At 36.7% G+C, this 25,356-nt stretch carries 19 protein-coding genes and 1 riboswitch; of the genes, 11 read left to right on the top strand and 8 right to left on the bottom strand.

The genetic code is table 11. The features are described from left to right. The first annotated feature begins 11 nt into the window (after window positions 1-11). Both OWO01_RS00340 and OWO01_RS00335 read left to right on the top strand, forming a co-directional pair. Window positions 12-554 (top strand): M15 family metallopeptidase, encoded by a 543-nt coding sequence (locus OWO01_RS00340; RefSeq protein WP_268778424.1) that lies wholly within the window; start codon window positions 12-14, stop codon window positions 552-554. Window positions 555-756: 202 nt separating this feature from the next. After that, window positions 757-3,741, top strand: coding sequence for an EAL domain-containing protein (locus OWO01_RS00335; RefSeq protein WP_268778423.1), 2,985 nt, complete (start codon window positions 757-759; stop codon window positions 3,739-3,741). 89 nt (window positions 3,742-3,830) lie between these two features. Here the strand turns inward: OWO01_RS00335 and OWO01_RS00330 are convergent, their stop codons facing one another. Then, window positions 3,831-3,995, bottom strand: coding sequence for a hypothetical protein (locus OWO01_RS00330; protein ID WP_268778422.1), 165 nt, complete (start codon window positions 3,993-3,995; stop codon window positions 3,831-3,833). Window positions 3,996-4,390: 395 nt separating this feature from the next. Between OWO01_RS00330 and OWO01_RS00325 the strand changes: the two genes are divergently transcribed. From OWO01_RS00325 to OWO01_RS00310, 4 genes are all read left to right on the top strand, one after another. After that, on the top strand, window positions 4,391-5,344 hold the full coding sequence (locus tag OWO01_RS00325; protein WP_268778550.1) for an SDR family oxidoreductase: 954 nt from the start codon (window positions 4,391-4,393) through the stop codon (window positions 5,342-5,344). A 515-nt stretch (window positions 5,345-5,859) separates the two neighbouring features. Next, on the top strand, window positions 5,860-6,648 hold the full coding sequence (locus OWO01_RS00320) for an SDR family oxidoreductase (protein WP_268778421.1): 789 nt from the start codon (window positions 5,860-5,862) through the stop codon (window positions 6,646-6,648). Between the two features lie 210 nt (window positions 6,649-6,858). After that, window positions 6,859-8,577 carry a LysM peptidoglycan-binding domain-containing protein gene (locus tag OWO01_RS00315; protein ID WP_268778420.1) on the top strand — a complete coding sequence of 573 codons (1,719 nt, stop codon included), beginning with the start codon at window positions 6,859-6,861 and terminating at the stop codon, window positions 8,575-8,577. 352 nt (window positions 8,578-8,929) lie between these two features. Next, window positions 8,930-10,405, top strand: coding sequence for a methyl-accepting chemotaxis protein (locus tag OWO01_RS00310; RefSeq protein WP_268778419.1), 1,476 nt, complete (start codon window positions 8,930-8,932; stop codon window positions 10,403-10,405). Between the two features lie 43 nt (window positions 10,406-10,448). Here the strand turns inward: OWO01_RS00310 and OWO01_RS00305 are convergent, their stop codons facing one another. The 7 genes from OWO01_RS00305 to OWO01_RS00275 all read right to left on the bottom strand — a co-directional run bounded on the left by OWO01_RS00305 (window position 10,449) and on the right by OWO01_RS00275 (window position 18,661). Then, on the bottom strand, window positions 10,449-12,182 hold the full coding sequence (locus OWO01_RS00305) for an EAL domain-containing protein (protein WP_268778418.1): 1,734 nt from the start codon (window positions 12,180-12,182) through the stop codon (window positions 10,449-10,451). Window positions 12,183-12,518: 336 nt separating this feature from the next. Beyond that, window positions 12,519-13,760 (bottom strand): TraB/GumN family protein, encoded by a 1,242-nt coding sequence (locus OWO01_RS00300; RefSeq protein WP_268778417.1) that lies wholly within the window; start codon window positions 13,758-13,760, stop codon window positions 12,519-12,521. A 224-nt stretch (window positions 13,761-13,984) separates the two neighbouring features. Continuing rightward, window positions 13,985-14,374 carry a VOC family protein gene (locus OWO01_RS00295; RefSeq protein ID WP_268778416.1) on the bottom strand — a complete coding sequence of 130 codons (390 nt, stop codon included), beginning with the start codon at window positions 14,372-14,374 and terminating at the stop codon, window positions 13,985-13,987. Between the two features lie 117 nt (window positions 14,375-14,491). Beyond that, complete coding sequence (locus tag OWO01_RS00290; protein WP_268778415.1) at window positions 14,492-15,238, bottom strand: ABC transporter ATP-binding protein; 747 nt, start codon at window positions 15,236-15,238, stop codon at window positions 14,492-14,494. Beyond that, window positions 15,231-16,007, bottom strand: a complete 777-nt coding sequence (locus tag OWO01_RS00285) for an ABC transporter permease (RefSeq protein ID WP_268778549.1) — start codon at window positions 16,005-16,007, stop codon at window positions 15,231-15,233. The genes OWO01_RS00290 and OWO01_RS00285 overlap by 8 nt, the downstream gene beginning before the upstream one ends. Window positions 16,008-16,307: 300 nt before the next feature. Continuing rightward, window positions 16,308-17,294, bottom strand: coding sequence for an ABC transporter substrate-binding protein (locus OWO01_RS00280; protein WP_268778414.1), 987 nt, complete (start codon window positions 17,292-17,294; stop codon window positions 16,308-16,310). A gap of 100 nt (window positions 17,295-17,394) precedes the next feature. Continuing rightward, window positions 17,395-17,505, bottom strand: a riboswitch (TPP riboswitch). 217 nt (window positions 17,506-17,722) lie between these two features. Continuing rightward, window positions 17,723-18,661 carry a ketopantoate reductase family protein gene (locus tag OWO01_RS00275; RefSeq protein WP_268778413.1) on the bottom strand — a complete coding sequence of 313 codons (939 nt, stop codon included), beginning with the start codon at window positions 18,659-18,661 and terminating at the stop codon, window positions 17,723-17,725. Window positions 18,662-19,076: 415 nt separating this feature from the next. On the opposite strand from OWO01_RS00275, the gene OWO01_RS00270 reads away from it, so the two are divergent. The 5 genes from OWO01_RS00270 to opp4C all read left to right on the top strand — a co-directional run bounded on the left by OWO01_RS00270 (window position 19,077) and on the right by opp4C (window position 25,115). Beyond that, window positions 19,077-20,060: an ABC transporter ATP-binding protein gene (locus tag OWO01_RS00270; RefSeq protein ID WP_268778412.1), complete on the top strand. Its 984-nt coding sequence runs from the start codon at window positions 19,077-19,079 to the stop codon at window positions 20,058-20,060. A gap of 12 nt (window positions 20,061-20,072) precedes the next feature. Further along, on the top strand, window positions 20,073-21,089 hold the full coding sequence (locus tag OWO01_RS00265; RefSeq protein WP_272505930.1) for an ABC transporter ATP-binding protein: 1,017 nt from the start codon (window positions 20,073-20,075) through the stop codon (window positions 21,087-21,089). A gap of 259 nt (window positions 21,090-21,348) precedes the next feature. Next, window positions 21,349-23,127: a peptide-binding protein gene (locus tag OWO01_RS00260; RefSeq protein WP_268778411.1), complete on the top strand. Its 1,779-nt coding sequence runs from the start codon at window positions 21,349-21,351 to the stop codon at window positions 23,125-23,127. A 72-nt stretch (window positions 23,128-23,199) separates the two neighbouring features. After that, window positions 23,200-24,165, top strand: a complete 966-nt coding sequence (locus OWO01_RS00255) for an ABC transporter permease (protein ID WP_268778410.1) — start codon at window positions 23,200-23,202, stop codon at window positions 24,163-24,165. Window positions 24,166-24,176: 11 nt separating this feature from the next. Next, the gene (opp4C, locus tag OWO01_RS00250; RefSeq protein ID WP_268778409.1) at window positions 24,177-25,115 is read left to right on the top strand and encodes an oligopeptide ABC transporter permease; all 939 of its coding nucleotides are present in this window, start codon (window positions 24,177-24,179) and stop codon (window positions 25,113-25,115) included. Window positions 25,116-25,356: the final 241 nt, after the last annotated feature.

Raw genomic sequence — 25,356 nt, 5'->3', positions numbered from 1 at the left:
GGAGGGACTTGATGAAACCAAATACGTTGGGGAAAATTATTTTTCTTTTTCTTATTCTATTCCTTATCTTTATTTTCTCCTATCAATTTATTGAACGACATAGAGAGCTAGCAAATCGTCCACTACCAACAGAACTTCATCCGATCGTTGCTGAGAAAAAAATGAAATTAATTGACCTTGCTTCAAAACAAGGAATTAACATTATTATTACAGATGGATTTCGATCTTTTGAAGAACAAGATATTCTTTACGCACAAGGTCGCACAAACGATGGTGCAATTGTTACTAATGCCCAAGGTGGACAATCTTATCATAATTATGGGTTAGCAATTGATTTTGCCCTACAATTAGAGGATGGACAAGTGCTTTGGGATTTAACATATGACGGGAACAATAGTGGGCAATCAGATTGGATGGAGGTAGTTGAGATTGCAAAGGAACTTGGATTTACTTGGGGTGGAGATTGGGAGCATTTCCCTGATTATCCGCACCTTCAAATGGATTTCGGTTTAACGATTCGAGAGTTACAACGTGGCTATCGACCTGGTGATTAATGAAGTCAACTATGACCCTTTTTTCAACGATTGATTTGATGTAACCACTTTTTGCGTTGTCTATTTACGTTAATGTGATATACTATTTATACGAAATACATTAACATCTAACATATTTCGTCAAATGAAAGTTTTCTATTCAACATATTTTGTAAGCGTTACCAAAGAAGGTACATTCATCAAAAAATAGAAGGTGATCTAGATGAACAGAAAGCGGATTATCGGGTTATTAACTCCCGTTTTGGATGGATTTTATTACGGTAATCTAGTTACCAGTATCTCGGAGCAGGCGCGTGAATATGATGCGAAACTTATCGTATTTGGTACATCTGCACGACATAGTTATTATTCACAAGCATATGCCTCTGACTATGTTGATGGGTGGATCGTCATTATGGATGCTGTAGACGATGAATACATGAAGACATTACGCACACAAAAAAAACCTATTATCGGTATAAATACGCTGTTAGATTGTGATTACAATATTTCAATCGACAATGAAAGATTGATGGAACAAGCAATAGAACATTTAATTGAACATGGACATAAAAAAATTGGTTATGTTGGGGATGCTCATTTTTTTGACGCGAAAGAGCGATTTAAAAGTTATCAAAATGCATTAAAAACACATCAAATCAAATATCAGTCGAATTGGTTTTATAATACACTTGACCAACCAATGCCGGATATTGCGAAAAAAATGATGGATCAGCAATTACCTTTTACAGCGCTTGTTTGTGTAAATGATTTCACTGCGGTAGAAGTTATCAACCAGTTACATATTTATGGAGTTAAAGTACCTGAAGATCTTGCAGTGATCGGATTTGATGACATACCCTCTGCTAAGACAGGCCACCCTGCTTTATCAACAATCCATTTGCCATTTCGTCAGTTAGGGAAACAAGCGGTACACGTTTTATTTCATATTTTCAAGAACAAGCAATGGCCCAAACAAGCACCACCAATTAATGCCTTTCCAATTTTCCGAGAAAGTTGTGGATGCACTTGGGATACAGATCAGGTGGAAATCGAGAATTCCACAGCAACAATTGATTATTTAGGTAACTTAGTTGCACGAAATTTCAATCTAGGACAACTCATGCAATTTTATAATTATAAAGATGTAATGGAGTTAAATTGGTTAAGTCATACACCCATTCAGAGAGGGTTATTGGGATTATGGGGGGCACAAGGAAACAACAAGTTAAAAGTAAATCGATTCCAAGTGATTAGGCCAGATCAAGAACGAGAATATATAGCACTTGATGCCTATCCCCCAGAACAATTTCCGCCACTACATCTTTTGCAGGACGAAACATTTATGCGAGAGGAAAATACAATATTGATAATTCCAATTGCACAAGAAGATCAAATGCTAGGTGTTTTTGCTTTTGTTGGTTTAGCTGATATTACAACACAGTTAGCACCATTAAATACAACATATCAATTAGCGAATTTTTTTGCTTCTGCGTTAGTGCGCACAACAATGAATGAAGCCCTTACTTCTTACTCGAAACAATTAGAACTAATATCTAATATTATTTATGATGGGATTTGGGATTATGAGGTGAAAACAGGACAAGTTTCTAGTCGTGGTGGAATCAACAAAATGTTAGGGAATGACAACAGTAAAAGTACGATTAATATTCATGATGTAATCAGCCTGTTGCACCCTAATGATCAAATGAAATTATGCAACGTTTATAAAAACCATATTGATCATCATAAACCTTTAGAAATAGAATGTCGTCTCCGAAGTGAAGATGATTCTTATACGTGGATGTATATTACTGGACAAGCACAACGTGATAGTTATGATGAAGTTACGAATGTTCTAGGTTCTATTATGGATATTTCAGAACAAAAAAACGTGGAAGAGCGTATTAATCAGTTAGCGTATCATGATTCACTAACTGGTTTACCAAATCGTTTGCATTTTGAAGAACAATTGAAAACTTTATTAGCCATCGCGAAGAGTAATAATGATAAACTAGCGCTATTATTATTTGATCTTGACAGATTTAGGCTGATTAACGACAGCTATGGACATCAAGCTGGTGACCGTCTATTACAATATGTTGCGCAACGAATTCGTTCTATCACTGCTGAAAACCAACTAATCGCGAGGCTTAGCGGGGATGAATTTGTTATCGTAATGCCGAACATAACAAATATGAATCAAATTTTTGAATTTGGCACCAAAATAGTTGATTGTATGAATCAGCCTTTTATTGAGGATGAGCGAGAATATCATATTTCTACTAGTGTTGGAATTAGTGTTTATCCCCATCATAGTGATGATGAGGTAACCTTACTCCAACAAGCTGATATTGCAATGTATACAGCCAAATCTCAAGGGCGTAATAGAATTCAGTTATTCAGTAAAGAGATAAACATTCAAAATGCTAAGAAAATTCAGCTTGAGACACAACTACAATTGGCAATAGAACGTGATGAATTCGTTCTTCATTATCAACCAGTTTACCAATCAAATTCCAATGAAATTTATGGAGCTGAGGTATTATTGCGTTGGAATTCTCAAGAATTTGGTTTAGTAAGTCCAATGAATTTTATTCCACTGGCTGAAGAAACTGGGCTTATTGTGCCCATTGGAGAATGGGTACTTAGACAAGCATGTCAACAAAAGAAACGTTGGAGTGATGCTGGTTATTCAACCATGAAAATATTTATCAATCTTTCATCTAGGCAATTAAACCATCCGAATTTCATTAGCGTTCTAGAAAATATTTTAGAAGAAACTGGTTGTGCTCCAGAGGAATTATCATTAGAAGTAACAGAAAGTATGATGATAAAAGATATCAAATATAGTGCAACAATTTTAGAACAATTAATTGAATTAGGAATTAACGTTTCCCTAGATGATTTCGGGACTGGTCATTCATCGTTATCAACTCTAAAACTTTTGCCCGTACAAACATTAAAAATTGATAAATCTTTTATTGACGATATTAGTATTGATTACAAAAATAGCTATATTGTAAAAGCCATCATCGAGATGGCGCATAGTTTATCTCTTCATGTTGTTGCAGAAGGTGTTGAAACTGCTGAACAATTAAGCATACTGAATGACTTATCTGTTGACTATATTCAAGGGTTTCACTTAAGTAAACCTATAACATTAGAAGAAATTGAGACGTTATTGGAATTAAGCTGTTCTCGTTAAGAAAATTGCCTTAGGATTGAATTTAAAATTTCAAAAAAACTGTAAGAACGACTGAAGATTGATCGTTCTTACAGGTTTTTCATTTAGATTTAGATAATTGGATAGTCCCACCCATATTGAGGATTCATAAAATACGGTGGTCTTTTTGCCACCTTTGGCATCATCCACGTATGTTCTCGGTACTCCATGCTTACTTTCTTCTTTGTGTTACCTTGTAACAATATTTTTATGGTTGGATTGTATTCAAACGTCATTACATTTACCTCCTCCTCTTTCCTATCCTATTCAAAAATACAAAACTAGAGCATGTCTAGAATGACACCTAGCGAAAAAAGTGAAACTTCATTCAGTCGGCGATCTTTTCGCTAATGATTAGGGAGTGCTAGCTTCCTTTACTACCTGGTAATCAACGTTATTATTATTGTCATTTGGAGTAGAAGTCTTATGGACGGTTGTTCTAGAAAAATATTTGCACACCAAACTAGGTGTTTGTGCATAGGTTAAAGAGAATCATTTTCACACGAGGAGGTTTATTATGAATCACTATAATCCCATGACTTCGAATAACCATATGTACTCACCGCAAAATTATTATTTTAACCCGATGCAACATACACACGCTCAACCTGAGCAATTTAGTAAATCAGAGATGTTTCAGCAAATGCAGCAAGCACAACAATTATTTCAAGAAGCTAGACGTGACACCCCTTATCCCCTTTATCCGAATTATGGTCAAATTGTTCAGTACGAACAAATTCCCGTCAATGTACCTGAACAAAGACAGTTACGACAACCAGGATTAGAAGACTTAATGGTACCAAAACCCATTATTGAGAATAAAAATTATCAAGGAAGTAATAAATTAGCCAATAAAGTTGCGCTGATTACAGGAGGAGATAGTGGAATTGGTGCTGCAGTGGCAATTGCTTTTGCTAAAGAGGGTGCAGATATTGCGATTTCTTATTTAGATGAACATGAAGATGCTAATCGAACAAAAAAACGAGTTGAACAACTAGGAAAACAATGCCTGTTACTTCCGGGTGATTTACGAAACAAAGATAATTGTATTTATATTGTTAAGAAAACAATCGATGCATTTGGCAAACTAGACATTCTCGTCAATAATGTAGGGATTCAATTTCACCAAGAAAACTTAACAGACATTACAGACGAGCAATTTGATGATACATTTAAAGTTAATATATATTCCCATTTTTACACAACGCGTGCCGCGCTTCCTTACTTAAAAGTAGATAGTAAAATTATTAATACTGCTTCGGTTGTTACTTTTGCGGGTTATGAACAATTAATTGATTATACTTCAACGAAAGGGGCTGTGGTTGGATTCACTAGGGCACTCGCTAACAGTGTAATTGACAAAGGAATTCGTGTGAACGCTGTAGCACCTGGACCGGTATGGACACCTTTAATCCCTGCTAGTTTTTCATCTGACGAAGTAGCCACATTCGGTAAAGTAACTCCAATGAATCGACCAGCTCAACCATATGAATTAGCACCAACTTATGTCTATTTAGCTTCAGATGATTCTAGTTTTGTGACAGGTCAAGTACTTCATGTAAACGGAGGACAAATAACAGCTTAATTCAGAATAAAGTGAAACCTCAATCAGTGGGGGTTTTTTAGGTATTCCCCCATTGATTGTTAGCCCTAAAGGATAACCTAAAGGCCCTTGAACCATTCGGGGTGCTAGCGGATGGCTGCTCCGGTATAAAATAAACAAAAGAGATGTTTACTTTTGCTTCCCTTTATTCTTGGCGTGAATAGGGAACTCTTTCTTACAAACCTCTCTCACCTTTTCTTTTGTTCTTTTATATTAATAATATCGAATAGGACAAGCATATGACTCAAGATTTATTATGACTATTTTTTTAGTTACTCCGTTAGAAAGGATATCTTTTTACATAGCTAGTGATTGCTTGGTAACATTAACATAAAGTGAACTTTCAATCAGTGGGTTTTTGGATACTCTCAATCGAATTTTCACTTAAATCATTCGGAGCGGAACCGTGAATTGCTTCCGCTTAACAACGCTGTTCTCGTTGTTTTGAAGTGGGCATATTACGGACGGTTGCTCCGGGATAAAGAGGAGTGTTTTCATTGTCAAATAAATCACTAACGGGGAAAATTGCCCTTATTACTGGAGCTAGTTCTGGAATTGGAAAGGCTGCTGCTATTCGACTCGCAAACGAAGGGGCAAAAATAGGACTTCTTGATCTTAAAGAAGACAAATTAGCGGATGTCCAAGAAGAAATTGAATCCGCTGGGGGCGAAACGATCGTTGCAGAAACCGATGTTTCAGATCCAGACCGGATCAAACATGCTATTCAAACCATTGTAAACAAATGGGGACATCTTGATATTGTCTTTGCTAATGCAGGTATCAATGGAAAAGTCGCTCCAATTGAAGATATAACTCCTGGAGAGTGGGATCGTACGATTGAAACCAATCTAAAAGGCACATTTCTAACAACTAAATACAGCATCCCCTATATGAAAGAAACTGGTGGCAGTATTATCATAACTAGTTCCATTAACGGAAATAGAAAATTCACAGGTTTTGGTATGTCTGCGTATAGCTCAAGTAAGGCTGGACAAATGGCTTTTGGAAAGATGGCTGCATTGGAACTTGCTAACTACCATATTCGAGTAAATATTATTTGTCCTGGTGCAATCAAGACAAATATTGGCGAGAATACATTCGCCGAACCTGACAACTTGAAAAAAGTAAAAATCCCTATCGAATATCCTGAAGGCAATCAACCATTGGAACACAAACCTGGTACTCCCGAACAAGTTGCCGAACTAGTTTACTTCCTAGCATCAGATGCTTCTAGCCATATCACGGGAACAGAATTGTATATTGATGGGGCTCAATCCTTATTATAATTATAAGTAATAATAATCGGTTTCTTTTGAATACTAAGTGTATCACTTAAATGAAACTTCAATCAGTAGGCTATTACGTTTTTACGCACTGATTGTTCGTTGATCATTCGAGAGAATAGCTTCCGTTACTCCCATAATAACCTTAATTTTTCCGCTACCAGACAGTGGGGATTACGGACAGCTACTCCGAAATGAAAGGAGCCGATTAAAATGGATGCGTATTCTCATCACAAAATCGTTAGAACAAACGAAGGTTATGAACTTATTCTCTACCTAAACCCAAACACAGAGTTTTCTATGCAATTTGGAGAAAAGCCCAAAGACGGCGGTACATTGAAAAACCAAGCCTTAACCTTTATGCATACTAGAAAGCTATCCGCTGCAAAAATTACCAAAGTAACTATTATGTTAGGCACACTAATGGTTACATCTTTCCACACACCAAATGACGTGGAGGCTGCTACGACACCAGCACAGCAGTTCGAACAAAAAGATCAAACAGTAAAGTTAGATAGCTACAATGTGGTAAGTGGAGATAGCTTATCTGTTATTGCTAGAAGGCATCATGTCACTCTTGACCAATTAAAAGCTGTAAACCATTTAGATACTGACCTTATTACGATTGGGCAAACGTTAAGGTTACCCTTCTTCTCTTATGTTGTTCAATCTGGAGATAGCTTAAGTATGCTGGCAAAAGACAATCAGACAACCGTTGATGCAATCAAGCAAATAAATCAGTTACGAAGCGATCATATTCAAATCGGACAACAACTAAAAATCCCATCATTACATGACGATGCAATTAGCAGCTCAAGAAAGCAAACATTCACTTATAGCGTCGTTGCAGGGGATTCATTATCTGTAATAGCACGACGATTTCAGACTTCTGTGCCCGATTTAATGGAGACCAATCAGTTAAAAAGTGACGTTTTACGCATTGGACAAGAATTGACGATTCATACATCTAGCCCAAATAATTTAGAAACTTCTGTCTATCGTGTGAAAAGTGGTGATTCATTATCTGTTATCGCCCAGCGCTTTGGGACAACCGTATCGGAATTGAAGAGTCGAAATAATTTAACTTCTGATCTTCTTCAAATTGGTCAAGAGTTACAAATTAATGGAATGGAAAAAGCAGAAACAAAACAACTCCCCCATACTTATACGGTTGTTGCCGGAGACACGTTATCAAGGATTGCTAAACAATTTGATACCGATGTTCATTCTCTTAAAGTAAACAACGATTTAAGAAGTGATGTTTTACAAATAGGACAGGTGCTGAAACTAAATGATCAAACCACTACCTCAATCGAAGATAAAGAACCTACTTTAAAGGAGAACACTATCACTTACATTACTCATACCGTAGTATCAGGGGATAATATTTGGAATTTAAGTGTTCACTATGGAATTCCTCAAACCGAATTATTGCATGCGAATAATCTAACTACAACGAGCAGCTTATCGATTGGGCAAGAGTTGAGTATACCTGTTCATCATATAGCTGTTCATCCAGTTTTTGATGAACAATACGGAGAACATTTAGATTGGTGGACCGAAGCACAATATGTTTTTCATATAGGAAAAACTGCTAAGGTTACGGACATGATTACTGGTGAAAGTTTTACTGTTAAACGAACAATTGGAGCAAATCACGCCGATGTAGAAACTTTAACTGTTGAAGATACCAATATCGCAAAAAAAATCTGGGGTGGTTATAGTTGGCGAACGAGAGCAGTGATTGTAGAAGTAGACGGACGAAAACTTGCGGCAAGCATGTCCTTTTATCCTCACGATGTGCAATTTATTGATGATAACGGAATGAATGGTCATGTGGATATTCATTTTAAAAATAGTACGAGGCACGTAGATGGTGCGGTTGATCCACTTCATCAAGAGAAAATTAATAGGGCTGCTGGTGTATATTAACTAGGCCTAGTCCTTAGATTCTTCATAAAGAACAAAAAGCATCTGCAGTAACCAAGTAATCCGTTGGTTACTGCTATTTAAAATAGAAAATTCGACTTTATTCGAGTTTATTTGATAAAATTTGCTAAACTTTTTTTCTACTGGCCCGATATTAAGTAGGAGTAGCCTATAAAGTGAAACTTCAATCAGTGGGGTTTTTTAGGTATTCCCACTGATTGTTAGTTGAACCATTCGGGGTGTTAGCGTTTATTATTCCCACTTAAACAACTTGGTGTTCTCGTTGTTTTAAAGTGGCGTCTTACGGACGGTTGCTCCGGAATAAAATACGTTTCGGAAAGAAAGAGGGTTTAGGATGAGTGCGATCGAGCAACTGAAAAGAGAAGATCTTTCGAAAAAAAACACGTTAATGTTTTTTATTATGATTATTACATTGTCGATTGGAGCTATGGAATCACTAGTTGGAAATAACACACTAATACAAATAGTCTATCTAGCAGAATTATTCCTTGTTGTGGCAAGTTACAATGTTTTTAAAAAACTTTTTAAAAAACCAACATGGATTCCTTATTTGCTTATTACAATTTTTTATGGAACAACGTTACTACTCGGTATAATAAATGGTGGTAGTATAAACAGTATTTTCATTGTTCTTTTGTTAACTGTTTTTTCTGGGATTCAAATGAAACGAAAGATATTTTTGTATGGTTACATTTTTGGTTTAATCACGATCATAAACAATGCTTTAAGAGCACCGGCAGATCAGATAATCGTTCGTGAATTATTAAGCTATATTAGTTTAATTTACCTATTGTTTGGTATCATTTTCTTTGTCTTAATCCACATTTCTACCAAGCAAAATAAACAATTGGAAGAGATATTAACTGAACAACAACAGTTAACAGAACAAAAAGAAAAACAAAAAACGCTCATTGAAACATCTGTTAGTTCTATTATTGATAAAATATCTAAAGTAAATGATCAGCTACAATCTAACGTTATTGCTCAAAATGAGATGACTACTGCGATTAATGAAATCTCTGCAGGAAGTCAAACGCAAGCAGAGCAAATAAGTGAAATTGCAACGAACACCAATCAAACAAAACGAAGTATTGATCATATTCACAGCACTTCAGAAACATTGTATAAAGAAGCAATCCAAGCTAGTGAACTAACTGAAAACGGGAAAAATAAAATGAATACCCTAAATGAAAACAATCAAGCTGTCGAACAAGTAATTCAACAACTTAACAATTCATTTGCTGTCTTGACTACAAAAATTACTGAAACAAATGAATTTGCTGGAACGATCAAAGATATTACGGAACAGACAAATTTATTAGCATTGAATGCTTCAATTGAGGCTGCCCGTGCAGGTGAAGCTGGTAAAGGGTTTGCCGTTGTAGCGGAGGAAATCCGCAAACTAGCAGACAACACGCAACAAACAACAGAGAAAATTTCGGGAAATTTAGCAGAATTAAATACTAGCAACCAGGCTGCAATTGATCAAATGAACACCAGTAAAGAAAAGATTGCTTACGGCGTAACATCAGCAAAAGAAGTTATGGAGTATTTTACAAGCATTGCAACAACGATAGAACAATTGCATAGCGAACTAAAAAGCTTCTCGAACCTGTCAGAAAAAGTTCAAGGACAATCCATTGAAGTCGAAGAATCAACCAATGATCTCGCCGCAATCATTGAACAAGCATCAGCTAGCTTAGAGGAAATGAACGCAACAGTAAATGATTTAACCGATAGTAATCAGCAACTGGCTGGTATTATGGAAGAAACAGTGGTAGAGGCACAGCGATTACAATCAGATTTCTAATAATACTACAAAGGGAGGGTGCCATATAGCAGCCTCCCTTTGTTTATACATTGACTCTATTGAGTTTACTGCTTACGAGTATTTTTTCCAATTGAGCAACGGGAACGGGACGACCAATAAAATAACCTTGAGCATAATCACACTGCTCTTCCCTAATAAAATTCAATTGATCAGCTGTTTCGATCCCTTCACAAACGACCGCATAGCCAAGTAATTTTGCCATATGAATAATTGTTTTTACAAGCGCAGCATCTCGATCATCACCAGAACTATCGATCATAAAAGACGGATCAATTTTTAATACATCTACGGGGAAATTTTTCAACTGACTTAATGAAGAATAACCTGTACCAAAATCATCTAACGCAACCTTTACCCCTAAGTCCTTCAGTTGTTTAATTTTTTCAACAGATTCTTCTATATCATTTAGAGCAATATTCTCGGTTATTTCCAGACAGACAGTAGCAGGATTTATTTGAGAAAATACCAAGGCACTATTTACACACTCTACAAATGATGCCCTTTCAAACTGTTGTTTTGAAATATTTATCGCGATCTCTAAATCCAAATAACCTTTCTTATGCCATCGTTTCATTTCACAAAAAGCAGATTTCATTACCCAATCATCAATTTCCGCGATCATTCCGATTTCAGATGCCTCTCCTAGGAACTCATTCGGTGTAAGCAATCCCTTACTCGGATGATTCCACCTAATTAACGCCTCTACACCTGAAATCTTATTTTTTATAAGGTCCATCTGAAATTGATAATATAGCACAAACTCCTGCTTTTCTTGTGCTTGACGTAACTCGTTCCCAAGAATAAGTTGTTTCATCAATGCATCACCCATATCATCGTGAAAAAAAAGATAGCTGTTTCTAGTTTCACTTTTCAAACGGTACATTGCGTTATCCGCATTTTTTACTAATGATTCTACATTTGTTCCATGATCAGGATAAAAAGAGATGCCAACACTAGCAGTCATAAAGTATTTCTTTTCATCAATTTTAAACGCATTATCTCGAAAATCAGCAAAACAATTTTCTAGGATAAGACTTACACATTGTTCTCTACTAGCATTGGGTAAAAAGATAACAAATTCATCTCCACCAAATCGTCCTACTAAGCCTTCATTAGCGAATATCTTTTTCAAACGTTTAGCTACATCTACTAATAACACATCTCCTTGCAAATGGCCTAATGTATCATTAATCAACTTAAATCGATCCAAATCAAAGAATAGAAGTGCCATCCTTTGGTTTGGTGTTTCAGTAATCTTTTGTGTCACAAGATCTTGAAAATACGATCGATTAGGTAGTTTTGTTAAAAAATCATAATATGCTAGTTTCTGTATTCTCTTTTGTTCTTCTTTCTCCTCTGTAACATCACGGGCTATCCCAATATAATAACCATTATTGTTTTTCTTATTTTCCACAAAAGTAATTGTTAGAAATGAATAAAATATACTGCCATTTTTCCGACGATTAATTAATTCACCTGTCCATGTATTATTGTTTTTCAATGTTCCCCACATATCTTGAAATACTTCCAAAGACGTTTGACCTGATTGAAAAAACGATGGCGTTTTCCAATACAATTCATCGAAAGTATAGCCTGACATAGTTGAAAATGCAGGATTCACCATAATAATTCGGTTATTACTATTTGTAATGATTAAGCCATCATTCGTATTCGAGAATAAATGCCATACATTCTCATGATCAGCAGCAAAGTGTTCAAACATATCTTTCATCATAGGTGTCTTATCTTTCTGCACAGTTTTCTCACCCTTTGCAATAATATCCGATACTTTTGTCTATTCATTATACAATATTTATTGTTGGAATGTGTCGAATTTGTGTATTTTTTCTTCGATTGCATAATAAAATAAAAATGGAAAAACCACCTGGTCCTTTAAAAAAACAATATGAAGCTACTTTTTTGAAGGGGATGCCGGACAAGCTATAGCATGGCAATTTCCAATAAGACAGTAAAGACGTCGACTTCCATCTGAAGTCGACGTCTCTTACTTCTATTTTTCATTATTTCAAAGAAACTCCCCATTCTAACACGGAGAATACAATCGAATAAGAAAGACTTTAATTATTTCTTTTTAATGAATTCTCTCAACTACAAATCCATACTCTTCTAAAAGAGATACGATATGTGGTTCCATGATCAGATGTAAACTACCAACAATTACGAAATACGTCGTATCGTTGTCTTCTTCTAAGAAATCGATAATTTTATCTGTCATTTTTATATTTCTTTCATCGTTTAATAACTTGAGAAATTCTTGTTCCTCTTCACTTAAATTCCCCGGATCATCTCCAGCAGATGCGTATAATAATTGTTGCTCATCGCCTTCCATGTAAAAATCAAATAATTCTCTCATTTGAGTATCAAATTCATCAATATCTACCAATGACTCTTCCAATGATTGAATTTGGTATTCTAGGGACGAATTAGCAAGAAGATGTAATTGATCTTCTACCGTTTCTAAATCAACAATCTCTTTTTGATCTCGCACTGCCCGATCCAAGAAATACTCATCAACCCCATGAATGTAACCAAGTTGCTGCATCATTAACTGTTGCAAAGTATTAGCCAAAATCCAAGGTTTAAAGTGATTCAATGCTTCCATAGGAATACCATATTGAGCATAGGCATCTTCCAAACGATCGTATAGGTCTTTAGGTAGGTGCTCCTTAACAGTTGTACCATCTTGATACGTGCCAAGTTCCATATTTAATCTTTCTAGAGCTACAGGATCAACGGATGTCAAGTCAATTTCTGGTACCACAACATCTGACTCTGCATAAGCCCGTTCAATATTTTCATGCAATGGATAGAATGAATCAATGCCAACATGGATCGTTCCTTGTAAATATACGACCGTGTCCTCATTAACGACTTTCCATAACAACCCACCTGGACCATCTGGTCTACCTACAACTTCGAGTTTCTCAACTTGAATCCCCTGCTCTGCTAATCTAGCAAAAACAGCGAGTTGATCCTCATCATCTTCAAATGGATTTCCATAAACCGAAACATACTCCAAGTTTTCTAGCTCTTCTAACAATGAAAAATCGCGAATCTCGTTATTCCCTATTGCTAATGTTTGTAAAGAATGAAATGATTCAATGCCCGCTATGTTCGTAATACCTAATCCGACAAGATCAAGTTCCTTGATATTATCGAGATCCGATTGTTTAATTTCTCCTTCAACTTCCTCAATCTCATGTCGAATTGCTACTTCTAATTGCTGATCTGAAAAATTAACGGTATCTTCTGATTGACAAGCGACGAATAAAAAAATGCACAAAATAAAAATGATACTCTTCATTTTACTCATATTTTCCCCCTATAAATAGAGTATTATGTATACATAAACAACTATGGACAATAATACATACAATACAAAAAATTGTAAACCTTTATAGCTCAATTCATGTTCGGTTTTCTTATTCTTTTTTACACAAAAGGAAAGAAACAATACAAAAAAGCATGGACAGTTTACCTGTCTACATGCTTTTTGTATACTTTAAAAACCGTATTTAATATCAATCTTTTTCCAATTTATAAACTAAGTTGCCATGACACACCGAATCGGTCATTTACCCAACCAAATTTCTTGCTAAATGGATAATGATCCATCGGCATCAAAATTTCTCCACCTTCACTTAATGAGTCAAAAACACGATTTAATTCTGATTCTTGATCACATGTAATAAATAATGAAAATGACGGAGTGAAAGTAAATGGTTGATCTAGCGTACTATCCATACATAAAATTGTTTGACCATGAATCGAGAAAACACCTTGTTGAACGGTCCCTTCTTTTCCTGATTGGCCCATTCCATACTTGTGTAATTCATTAATTTCAGCCTGATCAAATGTGTCAACATAAAATCGCATTGCTTCTTCTGCTTGTCCTGAAAACATTAAAAAGGGTTGAACAGTTGTCATATTTTGAGCCTCCAATAATATTCCTAATTATTTTGTAACAGCTCTACTTAGAATTACTATTAGAGTACCACAGCTTTTAGCACTTGCAAACAAAAAAAGCATTCATTTACCGCTAAGCTAACTATTTACTTTCAACTGCTCTAGCTCCTGATATATTTTTCGTTTCCATTCAAAGAAATCTTTACTTAGTAATAAACTTTGCTCTCGTGGTCGCTGAAATGGTAGGTCAAATTCCCGTTTAATTTTTGCTGGATTACTAGATAACACGATAATTCGGTCCGATAAATACAATGCTTCCTCTATACTATGTGTAATAAACAGTACAGATTTACGGTTTTTCTCCCAGATATCTAATAACCATGTTTGCATATCAAGCCGAGTAAACTCGTCCAATGCAGAAAATGGTTCATCTAAGCAAATAAAATCTTGTGGACTTAACAAAGCACGGACAAAAGCTACTCGTTGTCGCATCCCTCCAGATAATTCATGTGGATAAGCATTTTCATAGTTTGCGAGCCCTGCTTTTTTTAACATCTCTCGAGCCTTATCTTTATCTACTTTCCGATGAATTTCTGCTCCCAAAATAACATTTGACAAAACATTTCTCCACGGAAATAGGGATGGACTTTGTGGCATGTAACTAATCACACCACGCTTACCTGTTATTTCTTTTCCATCTAAAAAGAAAGCACCCCGATCTGGTCGATACATTCCTCCAATTAAATGAAACAATGTACTTTTACCACTTCCTGAAGGTCCTAGCAAAGAAACGAACTCCCCATCATTTATGGTAAATGTGATGTCATCTAATACTAATTGTTTGGCAAAAGACTTCGCAATATTTGACACAGTTAATTCACTCATGCTCCATCCGCCCTTTCTCCCGACCTTTTAACCATGTTTTTTCAAGTGTTTGGATAATAACGAACAAAATCATACATAAAATCATGATATAAACAATAGCTACAAATACACGATCGGTACGAAACGAAGATTGAGCTAAGGTCATATAAACACCAATTCCTTGATTCGCCCCTAACCATTCAGAGATAACTGCACCCATCACACTATAAGTACCAGAGATTTTCAAACCAGAAAAAATGGCCGGCAATGCATGTAGAAATTCTAGTTTTAGAAAAATTTGCTGTTTCGATGCACCAATCATTCGCATATAATGCATCAATTCTGGGTTGGTTTGACGTAAACCATCTAATGTTGCTACTACGATTGGAAAAAAACAGACCAAAGTAATCACAATAACTTTCGGCATTACACCAAATCCGAACCAGATAACCAATAATGGGGCAAGTACAATAATAGGTATATTCTGAGATAAAATAAGCAACGGATACACGGCTCGCTTCACTTTTGGTAATAGATGTAGCACAATTGCGACCAACAAGCCAACACTAACACCAATAAAAAGTCCCAATAATGCCAATTTCGTTGTAGAGATAAGGTGGTGCTGATAATTCGGCCAACCGGCTACCGCTTCAGTAAGAATAACGGTAGGGGCAGGTAAAAGCCATGTTGGAATGGTGAAAATTTGAGTACTTGCTTGCCAGAAAAGCAAAATACATAGAATAACTACAAACGAACTTCCGTGGTTTGCAATGATTCGATTTCTTTTCATTTTATTTGTATTCACATTCATCCCTCCGTTCAAGCGATATTTCGTTGTTCAAGTTTCTATTGATGTGGCGTGGTTTTGTAATTTTAAAAAAGTAAAACTCCAATCAATGGGTGGGTCTCCCCCGCTGATTTAGCCGTAAAGAATAAAAACCGTTGAATTCTTCGAGATACTAACTAACATTGCTCCCACTTAAACTAATTGGATTTTCTCGATGTTTTGAAGTGGGAACCTTATGTCCGGTTACTACGAATAAACACTTCCGTTATGAATAACGCCATGATCGTACTATTTTGATCATTGTCATTGAGGTAAATAGTCATTTGTAAAGGCTTCTTGAATATCTAGTTCTTCATCTAACAAGTCATTGTTCAACATCCAATTCGCAAAGTTGTTCCACACTGTTTCTGATTGAATTCCCCACTGTTCGGCATCTGCTTGGTATTTATCTGCTAACCATACTTGACTGGCATGAACAAGATCTGCATCTAAATCAGGAACAGCATCTAATAATAGGCTTGCTGATTCTTCAGGTTTCGTAATAGCATCCTGATATCCTTTTGATACTGCGCTTAAAAACCGTTTAATTACTTCTGATTTATCCTTAATCATTCTTTCATTCGTTGTAATAACAGGTGTATGATAATCAAGTTCCTCCGAATACTCGTTTAAATATTGTACCTTTAGTTCTATCCCCCGAACCTCTGCTTCAATACCGGTCCATCCATAATAGATCCATATAAAATCCACATCCCGCTCAAATGCAGTGAAAAAGTCTGTATTACCAATATTCATAATTTCTACATCATCTACACTGGCATTCTCTTCTTCCATTAACGCCCCAAGGAAAGCTGATTCAATTGGCGCTCCATAACCACCATATGTTCGATTAGCATAATCAGCAGGAGAACTAATACCTTTATCGACTGGTGAAGCAAAGCCAGACGTATTATTCTGGATAATAGCTGCAACAGAAACAAGCGGAATATCTTGTATTCTTGCTTCCGTAACCGCTTGCTGAGAGCTAATGCCGAAATCCGCTTGTCCAGAAGCTACAAACTGATCTGCCCCTGACTCTCCTGGTAAAATAATATCTACGTCAAGACCCTCTTCTTCAAAATATCCTTTCGCTTCGGCTACGTATAAACCTGTATGGTTGGTGTTAGGTGTCCAATCTAGCACAATGGATACAGATTCCATTCCCTCCGTTTGATTTATCCCTTCTGCGTTACCACAAGCTGTTATTACGAACAACAACATTACTAACCAAAGCAAACTATTTTTTTTCATAAAAAAATCCCCCTTATATTTTTTGGAGGAACATTTCCCATCACAAAACATACAAAAAACGCCTAGGCTAAGCCTAGAGCGCATACATCATCCGAATATGTTCGTGATTTGATATGTTCCCTACGCTGGTTTAAACCAGATCAGGTTCTAAGGGTCTGTATCTAACTGGATACGATCTCAACCGGCAACACCGGTCCCCCTACACTGAAATAACTATTTAATTTTTACTCTTTTTACTTTGCCACAAAAAATCATGATAAGCAAGCTTTTTGTTTGTTTCCTCCAAATTGAAATGATAAAGTGAAACTTCTAAAGGATAACCCTAAGGTCCTTGAACCATTCGGGGTGCTAGCGTCCGTTACGCCCACTTAAACAACTTGTTATTCTCGTTGTTTTGAAGTGGGAGTCTTACGGACGGTTACTCCGGATCAATTTTCCTGTGGGAGTTTTTCATACTTCTCTTCCATGGAAATAATCGTTTGATACAGATATTCATTCACTGGTGTTTTTACTCCATAATGTTTGCCAAGCCTATTTATTGTTCCACTAAAGAGCTCTACTTCACTATACCTTTTTGCTTCGGCATCTTGACGCATGGATGGTTTTCCTCTGGGATGTAACTTCGCTAAATCATTCAACCAATAGGATAAATCCTCCTCATTAAGCTCAACTCCCTCATGTATAGACAACTCAATCACTTCACGCATCGCAGCAATCATCGTATCACGAGCCTTGCCATTCTCCTGCACACCACCATAATCCGTTTCATAGACAGCAACTGTTTGATTCAGGCCAACATTTAACATTAACTTTCCCCATTGACGCTTTTTCATATCATGATCAACTTCGTAAGGGAGCTTTACTCGATCGAAAAAATTTGCTACCGCTGTTACTTTTCCTGTAGGCTTCTCCATCTTTTTTTCACCAAAACATAATCTTCCTTTATTTGCATAAATCAACTGATTTTTTTCTTTTACTGCATCCATTCCTTGAGCAACACAATAGAGTACTTTATCCATACCAAAAACTTCTCCGATGTCTTTTTCACTTGAGATACCATTTAAAGCAGACATAAGAATTGTTTGCTTTCCAACCTGATTTTTTACTGCTTTCATTGCTTCTGGTAATGCACGGTACTTCACAGTAAAGATAACTAGGTCAGCTGGGGGCATTGTCTCTTCTGGTGTTACAAAATGAAAATAACAAGGCTCTCCATTACTGTAAATACCTTCTTTTTGATAACGTTCAATTCTTGTTTGATCAGCGATAACACGAACAGATTTTTCCGGTAACTTTTTAGAAAAGTGATCTGCATACATCACGCCCAAAGCGCCCATGCCAATAATGGCGATAGTTTTTATCTCCATCTTATTCATCCTTTCTAACATTCTAATAACATCTATTTTCAATTACATGCATATCTTAAAACAATTACCAACACGCATTCGTAAAAAACACACTTCTATCATGACATGATTTTCACCAAGATCACAATAAGTCTGTTATGTTATCTTACAGGCTTAATGACTTTACCACGTGATAAAAGGTAACATAAAATAAATTTAAAATAAATGTAATTTTTTTGATTTAAATTAGTAAAATATTAAAAAACATGACAGTAAGCCTGTAGATGTAAGCTTCCTATTTCCAAATTCATTTCAAAATCAATATAATAGTTAAATCTTTCTTCGGAATTTTTTTACTATTCAAATAATTTAATAGATGTTAATAAAGATAACGTAATTATCACGTGAAAAAATATTCTATAAAGGCGGTGTAACCATGACCAATCCTGCTGTGTTATCAGTAGAAGATTTGAAAACTTATTTTTATTTAGAAAATAGTAACATTGCTAAAGCGGTTGATCGTGTGAATTTCTCTATTCACCCTGGTGAAACAGTTGCATTAGTAGGAGAATCTGGCAGCGGGAAAAGTATTACTTCATTGTCGATTATGCAACTTATTGACAAACCTGGAAAGATTGTTAATGGATCCATTCAACTAGAAGGTAGAGAGCTTGTTCAACTGTCTAATCGAAAAATGACAAAAATTCGAGGCAAAGAAGTTGGTATGATCTTTCAGGAACCCATGACGGCATTAAATCCGGTATATACAATAGGTAATCAAATCATTGAAGTATTACGCAAACACAAGAAAATATCAAAAAAAGATGCTAGAAAACAAGCAATAGAATTACTAAAAACAGTTGGTTTCCCCCGTGCTGAAGCAACCATGAAAGAATACCCTCACCAACTCTCAGGTGGCATGCGACAACGTGTAATGATTGCCATCGCTATCTCTTGCGAACCAAAACTATTAATTGCTGATGAACCAACAACAGCATTAGATGTTACCATCCAAGCACAAATCCTTGATCTAATAAATGAAATGAAAAAAAAGTTTAATATGGCGGTACTTCTGATCACGCATGATCTCGGTGTAGTCGCTGAATATGCGGATCGCGTTCTTGTTATGTATGGTGGGCAAATTGTTGAACAAGGAACAAAACGACAATTGTTCAAATCGGCAAAACATCCTTATACCAATGGATTACTAGAAAGTTTGCCTAGTCTTGACCAGAGTTCAGACCGATTAGGAACGATCAAAGGAACGGTTCCCGCTGCGGATAATTTTCCTGAAGGATGCCGATTTTCCACCCGCTGTCCTCATGTGATGGAGAAGTGTATCAAGACAAACCCGGACATTCTTTCCGATGATTCAGGGCATGGTGTTCGATGTTTTTTATACGAGGAAGAAGAAAAGTAAAGGAGGCTAATCATGGCAACAACGTTGGAAGAAAAATCGCGTTCAATCACCTCAGTAGATCAAGATACATTGGTACGGGTGGAAAATATAAAAAAATATTTCCCCATTAAAGGAGGGATCCTCAAACATACTATTGGACATGTAAAGGCAGTTGATGATGTATCTTTGGCCATAAAAAAAGGAGAAACACTCGGAGTTGTAGGTGAATCTGGTTCTGGAAAATCTACACTTGGTCGGATGATCATAAGACTATTAGCTCCCACTGAAGGTAAGATTTATTTTGATAATCAAGATATTACCAATTTATCGAACGAAAAACTACGAAACTATCGACGTGATATGCAAATCGTCTTTCAAGATCCGTTTGCATCATTAAATTCAAAAATGAGCGTTGGTCAACTAATTGAAGAACCATTACTCATTCAAACAAATTTATCAAAAGTCGAACGAAAAGAAAAAGCAATTTCTATGCTGGAAAAAGTGGGACTGAGAGCGGACGACAGAGCGAAATACCCTCATGAATTTTCAGGGGGTCAACGACAACGGATTAGCATTGCTCGTGCGCTTGCCATTTCGCCAAAGTTCGTTATTGGAGATGAGCCAGTATCTGCATTAGATGTGTCTATTCAAGCACAAGTATTAAACTTGATGGCTGATTTACAAGACGAATTAAACCTTACTTATCTTTTTATTGCCCACGACCTTAGTGTTGTAAAACATATAAGCGATCGAGTAGCTGTCATGTATTTAGGACGAATTGCAGAGATTGCTCCGAAAGAAGCGATTTATGATAATCCATTACATCCATACACACAAGCACTCCTCTCTTCAGTTCCAATCACAGATATTGATCACAAAAGGGAGAAGATTATTTTAAAAGGAGATTTACCAAGTCCGTCTGATCCACCTTCAGGTTGTGCATTTCGCACGAGATGTCCAATGGCACATGATCGGTGCAAAGTAGATCGACCTGAGTTGTTAGAAAAGAAAAACGGGCACTTTGTTGCTTGTCATTTATATGATAGATAATTAGTTTTAATTATCCATCAATAAAGTGAAACTTCAATCAGTGGGGTTTTTTAGGTATTCCCACTGATTGTTAGTTGAACCATTCGGGGTGCTAGCGTCCGTTACTCCCACTTAAACATCTTGATATTCTCGTTGTTTTGAAGTGGGAGTCTTACGGACGGTTGCTCCGGGATAAATTTTAGGAGGTGATGCTTTTTTATCCATTGCGGAACACGGGTTTTCGAAAAAATTTGATCTCATTTTAAGAGGGGGAAATCGTATGAAAAACAAGAAGTATTGGTGGATGATGCTCTTCATTCTCCTATTTAGTACTTTACTCGTAGCTTGTGGAAATGATGAAGAGGAGGAAACGACAGCTGATAATAATAACGATCCTGTGGAAACAGAAGATCCACAAGATAATGAACCATCGACAAGCAGGCTAACCGGAGCAATTCATTCGGCTCCAACAGGTTTATTTAACCCTATTTTTTATACCGAAACTTACGAGAATAATATTTTATCTTTTACACACGAAGCTCTAGTTAGTCAAAATAACAATCTAGAATTTATCCCACAATTAGCAAAAGATTGGGAAACCAATGAAGATCAAACGGAAATAACCTTCTTTTTAGAAGAAGATGTGACGTGGCATGATGGTGAACCATTTACAGCACATGATGTTGTCTTCACCTACAAAACCATCGCTGACCCTGAGTATGGACCAGCAGGAGGAGTTCGAACCAATTTCGTTGAACCATTACTCGGTTACGAAGCATACAGCAGTGGAGAAACGGATGAATTTGTTGGTGTTACAGCAGATGACGATCACACAGTAACGTTTCATTTTGAAGCACCAAATGTGAATCCACTATATTATTCTAGTTTTTCTATTATACCAGAGCACATTTTTAGTGATATAGCAGTAGCAGATATGCCATCCGCTTCCGCAACACTAGATCCAGGCGAAGTTATTGGTACAGGTCCTTTTGCTTTTACGGACATGGTAGAACGCGAACAATATATACTAACCAGTTACGAGAATTACTGGCAAGGCCAACCAAAAATTGATGAAATCGTTTGGCGTGTAGTGAATCATTCGGTAATGACAGGATTGTTACAAACAGGAGAGGTAGATTTTATTGCTGATCCTGAAGGTATCGCAGCTGCAGATTATGAAACAGTAGAAGGTTTTGGAAATATAACGATTGTAGAACAAGCTGATTTCGGCTACCAACTAATGGGCTTTAAATTAAACCACCGCACAAGCGAGGATGTCGAAAATGGCGTAATTGATCCTGATAATTGGGTTGAAAATGAAAAGGTGGCTGATCCATTAGTTCGTCAAGCGATTGCTCAAGCAATCAATCGACCTGGTTTTGTGAATGGACTATTGTATGGTCGTGGGGAAGTGATTAACTCACCAATTGCACCACAATTCTGGGCTTATACAGATGATGTGAATCAAAATGAATACAATCCAGAAGCTGCTATGGCCCTTTTGGACGAAGCAGGTTATGTAGATGTAACGGGAGACGGATTCCGCGAAACACCTGATGGAGAAGAATGGGTGCTAAATCTTGATTATCCACAAGGTAATGAATTACGCGAACGTTCTGCTCCAATTATTCAAGAGAATTTACAAGAAGTAGGTATCAACATTAACCTACGACAACCAAAGGAATTTAGTGCGTATGCTGAAGAACTGGAAAATGACGATAACGACATGGATCTTTATCTAATCGGCTGGAGCTTATCAAGTACCGATCCTGATCCATCTGGATTATGGAACACGACGGCTGCTTACAACTTCTCTCGTTGGAACAATCCAGAATCGGTTGAATTATTACAAAAAGCATTAGCTGCTCCGGAAGCTTTTGAACAAGACTATCGTACAGCAGTCTACCACGATTGGCAAAATCTATTTACTGAAGACTTACCTGCCGTGATCCTTTATGCACAAAACAAGCTGTATGCATATAATGACCGTTTAAATGGCGTAGATCCGCTACCATATTCATTTATAAACAATCCACATGAATGGTGGATTGAAGAATAAAATCATAAAACGATATTTATGGGTATGTGATATCACATACCCACCCCTTTTTAAACAGGGAGGAAGTCAATCATGTATAAATATATTATTCGTAGAATATTAGTTTTTATCCCGATGTTATTTGCCTTAACGGTAATGGTCTTCGCACTTGCTCAGGCTGCACCAGGAGATCCTTTTACAGGCAGAATGTTAGATCCAACCGTTAATCCCGAAGTCTATCAACAGCAACGAGAGGCGCTTGGACTCAATGATCCCTATCCTGTTCAATATATGAATTGGATGAAAAATATCTTACAGGGGGACTTTGGTAACTCGATTTATTATAATGGTAGGTCTGTGCTAGAATTAATTAGTCAACGATTTGCGAATACGTTATACTTAGGACTATTTTCATTAACCATTACATTAGTCGTCTCGATTCCGATTGGGATCTATTCAGCCAAAAAACCATACTCAATACTGGATTATGCAACGACAGGTTTTGGTTTTTTGGGCCTTGCTATTCCCAATTTCTTTTTTGGTTTAATTGCTATTTATATCTTCGCGATTCATTTTGGTTGGTTCCCATCACAAGGTACCGTATCTAGTAATGATGTTACTGGATTTGCAGAACTAATAGATCGTTTACACCACCTCGTGTTACCAGGGATTACACTTGGTTTGGCTGGTACAGCAACTTATATGCGTTACATGCGTTCAGAGGTTCTTGACGTACTTGGAAGTGACTATATTCGAACAGCTAAAGCAAAAGGCATGAGTAGCAATAACGTTCTTTATAAACACACGTTAAGAAATGCGTTAATCCCTATCATCACATTAATGGGAATTGAGTTCGGTGTGCTAGTCAGTGGTGCTGTCATTACAGAACAAGTCTTTAATTTTCCGGGTCTTGGTACGCTTTTTTTACAATCGATAACCAATCGGGATTATCCGGTAATCATGTCGATAAACTTATTATTTGGCGTATTCATACTTGTCGGTAATTTACTCGCCGATATATTCTATTGTGTTGTAGATCCGAGAATTCGTTATGATTGAGGTGTATGTGTATGCAACCTAGTCCACAAGGGGCAACAGAAATTGATCCAGTATCACCGCAACCACCCTTGGATCAAAACGCTAGATCTAGTAATAGTAAAAGTCCTTTTCAACTAGCTTTACGTAGATTTCTAAATAATAAATTAGCCGTATTAGGTATCGTTGTTTTGTTGACTATTATTCTTGCTTCTATTTTTGCACCATTATTAACCGATCTTGATCCAACCAAAAGTGATTTGATGAAAATTGAAAATGGACCAAGTAGTGAACATATTCTCGGAACAGATGGTTCTGGACGTGACAACTTCGCTCGTTTGTTATATGGTTCACGCATCTCCTTAATTGTCGGATTTAGTGCGATGCTCTTCACTTTAATAATCGGTGTCACTTTAGGTTCCATTTCTGGTTATTATGGTGGAAAAGTTGATAGTTTGATTATGCGTTTCACTGATTTGGTATTGGCGCTCCCATTTCTTGTACTTGCATTAACGATTATTGCTTTGGTGCCAACGATTACCACCGCTTTATTTGTTTGTATTATTGCTTTAACCATCTGGCCCAATTTAACACGAATTATTCGAGGGACCTTCCTTTCGCTTCGCGAACAAGAATTCGTCTTAGGCGCTCGAGCCATCGGTGCATCCGATTTCCGCATTATTTTCCGACATTTCATTCCAAATGCGATCGGACCTATTATCGTGAACGCGACGTTAATGATGGCACAAATGATTATCATTGAGTCTGGTTTAAGTTTTATTGGAATGGGCATTCCACAGCCTACCCCAACATGGGGAAATATGTTGTCAGAAGCACAAAATATTCGTATTTTAAGGAATCATCCGGAAGCGTGGATCCCACCTGGACTGGGGATATTTCTAACCGTCTTATCGATTAATTTTATTGGAGATGGATTACGTGATGCTTTTGACCCGAAAAGTAATAAGAGATAAGGTCAAATGGATACCAGTTACAGATTTTTACATTCTTGAAATATGGTGGATTGTATTAAGAGTGCCAAGATCTGTTTTTTCTCTGATTCTTCAAGAACGTTTCTACAGTTGTTTACACAATGATATATGAAGCGGAAGACTTCCCCTTAGGAAACGTCTTCCGCTTTTAGATTAATCCATACATTTATAGGTTTATAGAACCCGCGCGTTCATTCACTTTTTGCTATGCTCCGATTCCTGC

The sequence above is a fragment of the Natronobacillus azotifigens genome, from assembly GCF_026805325.1.
GTDB classification, from domain to species: Bacteria; Bacillota; Bacilli; order Bacillales; family Amphibacillaceae; genus Natronobacillus; species Natronobacillus azotifigens.
Note: the sequence above shows the minus strand (reverse complement) of the source record. Positions and strands in the feature narration are given on the sequence as shown.

Coding starts and splice junctions, on each gene's coding strand:
- OWO01_RS00300 (WP_268778417.1), bottom strand. CDS start 13,760: ATGAGTAAAATGAAGAGTATCATTTTTATTTTGTGCATTTTTTTATTC.
- OWO01_RS00255 (WP_268778410.1), top strand. CDS start 23,200: ATGTATAAATATATTATTCGTAGAATATTAGTTTTTATCCCGATGTTA.
- OWO01_RS00280 (WP_268778414.1), bottom strand. CDS start 17,294: ATGAAAAAAAATAGTTTGCTTTGGTTAGTAATGTTGTTGTTCGTAATA.
- OWO01_RS00275 (WP_268778413.1), bottom strand. CDS start 18,661: ATGGAGATAAAAACTATCGCCATTATTGGCATGGGCGCTTTGGGCGTG.
- OWO01_RS00310 (WP_268778419.1), top strand. CDS start 8,930: ATGAGTGCGATCGAGCAACTGAAAAGAGAAGATCTTTCGAAAAAAAAC.
- OWO01_RS00265 (WP_272505930.1), top strand. CDS start 20,073: ATGGCAACAACGTTGGAAGAAAAATCGCGTTCAATCACCTCAGTAGAT.
- OWO01_RS00325 (WP_268778550.1), top strand. CDS start 4,391: ATGTTTCAGCAAATGCAGCAAGCACAACAATTATTTCAAGAAGCTAGA.
- OWO01_RS00330 (WP_268778422.1), bottom strand. CDS start 3,995: ATGACGTTTGAATACAATCCAACCATAAAAATATTGTTACAAGGTAAC.
- OWO01_RS00285 (WP_268778549.1), bottom strand. CDS start 16,007: ATGAAAAGAAATCGAATCATTGCAAACCACGGAAGTTCGTTTGTAGTT.
- opp4C (WP_268778409.1), top strand. CDS start 24,177: ATGCAACCTAGTCCACAAGGGGCAACAGAAATTGATCCAGTATCACCG.
- OWO01_RS00270 (WP_268778412.1), top strand. CDS start 19,077: ATGACCAATCCTGCTGTGTTATCAGTAGAAGATTTGAAAACTTATTTT.
- OWO01_RS00260 (WP_268778411.1), top strand. CDS start 21,349: ATGAAAAACAAGAAGTATTGGTGGATGATGCTCTTCATTCTCCTATTT.
- OWO01_RS00290 (WP_268778415.1), bottom strand. CDS start 15,238: ATGAGTGAATTAACTGTGTCAAATATTGCGAAGTCTTTTGCCAAACAA.
- OWO01_RS00335 (WP_268778423.1), top strand. CDS start 757: ATGAACAGAAAGCGGATTATCGGGTTATTAACTCCCGTTTTGGATGGA.
- OWO01_RS00315 (WP_268778420.1), top strand. CDS start 6,859: ATGGATGCGTATTCTCATCACAAAATCGTTAGAACAAACGAAGGTTAT.
- OWO01_RS00295 (WP_268778416.1), bottom strand. CDS start 14,374: ATGACAACTGTTCAACCCTTTTTAATGTTTTCAGGACAAGCAGAAGAA.
- OWO01_RS00340 (WP_268778424.1), top strand. CDS start 12: ATGAAACCAAATACGTTGGGGAAAATTATTTTTCTTTTTCTTATTCTA.